We start from the raw sequence: 1,384 nt of genomic DNA on the forward strand, positions 1-1,384 counted from the left end.
CGTGTGTGGATGCCCCCTGTTTTGGCCAGCGTAATCTTCGGTCTTTCGGCGGGGGTCTTCGATCGGACGTGTGTCAGGCCTCTGAGCGTGGCCTTCCATGACGCCACGGGCCGGTATGCTGTTCGGAAGGCCGGGTTCACATCGGTTCAGAGAGCTGCAAGCGCGCGAGCTCCGGGACTGAATCTCCCGCCTTGAACTTCGAAGTCCCTATCGCCTGCTCCTCGTCGATCACTCACCCCGGCCTTGCGGCCATGTCGTGTCTTCGTCCCGCCTCCGGGGCTCAGATCACGCCATACGGAAATCCTCTTGCTTCTTTGTCATGGCCCAGATCATGCGAGCCATCTTGTTCGCCAGCGCGACGGCCGCGACCATCCTGGGCTTGCGTGACACCAGCGCGGCCAGCCAGCGGTTCGTACTGCCGCCCTTGCGAACCACCCAGCGGATCACGCTCATGGCGCCGACGATCAGCAGGCGACGGATGTCGGTCTGACCCATCTTGCTGACCGAACCCAGCCTGGTTTTGCCGCCGGTGGATCTCTGTCGTGGCGCCAAGCCGAGCCAGGATGCGAAGTTGCGCCCGCTGTCGAACGTATCGAAATCCGGTGCGAACGCCGCGACCGCGCCTGCGGTGATAGGACCGATCCCCGGAATGGTGCATAGCCGGCGCAGCTGTACATCGGTTCTCGACGCCGCCTCGAGCTCGTCCGCCAGCCGCTCGATAATCTCAGTCAGCCGCGCGATCTGCTCAAGGTAAATCGCCCCCATTTCCCGGACCGCGCCGGGTACGGCACTGGTCTCTTGGGCCAGCGCGGTCTCGAGGACTTTCAGGCTCGCAGGGCCCTTCGGTGCCACCAGCCCGAACTCGGCGAGGTGCCCCCCGAAGCGCGTTGATAAGCTGCGTGCGTTGCCGGACGAGGCATTGGTGCGTTCGGAATGCCACCGCGCGTCCTTGGGTCTCCGCGCTCTTCACCGCTACGAAGCGCATGTTCCGGCCCAAGGCCGCCTCCGCGATAGCTTCCGCGTCCGCCCGGTCATTCTTTTGGCGCTTCACGAACGGCTTCACATAGGCCGCAGGGACCAGCCGCACCTCATGGCCGTGCCGTTGCGCCACCCGGCCCCAATGGTGCGACGTTGCGCAGGCCTCCATCGCCACGATGCACGCTCGCTGATCGGCAAGAAGCGCCGCCAGCCGCGTCCGCGACAAAGCCCGGTTGTATAGAACCGTCCCCTCCGGCCCCACGGCGCAGACCTGGAAGCTGCCCTTCGCCAGGTCGATCGCCAGCATCTTGATCTTCGTCGTCATCGGTGCGCCCTCCACTTGGTTCATGAAACCATCATGGCATACGAGATGCCGCTGGGTGGGGGCATCCACCGCAGCAGTTCA

The 1,384-nt window shown here is 64.7% G+C and carries 1 pseudogene; it reads right to left on the bottom strand.

What is annotated here, in order from left to right:
• Positions 1 to 285 precede the first annotated feature (285 nt).
• A pseudogene (locus C4S70_RS18375) lies at positions 286 to 1,303 on the bottom strand (IS110 family RNA-guided transposase).
• Positions 1,304 to 1,384: the final 81 nt, after the last annotated feature.

Source organism: Jhaorihella thermophila (genome assembly GCF_900108275.1).
In the GTDB taxonomy this organism is placed as follows: domain Bacteria; phylum Pseudomonadota; class Alphaproteobacteria; order Rhodobacterales; family Rhodobacteraceae; genus Jhaorihella; species Jhaorihella thermophila.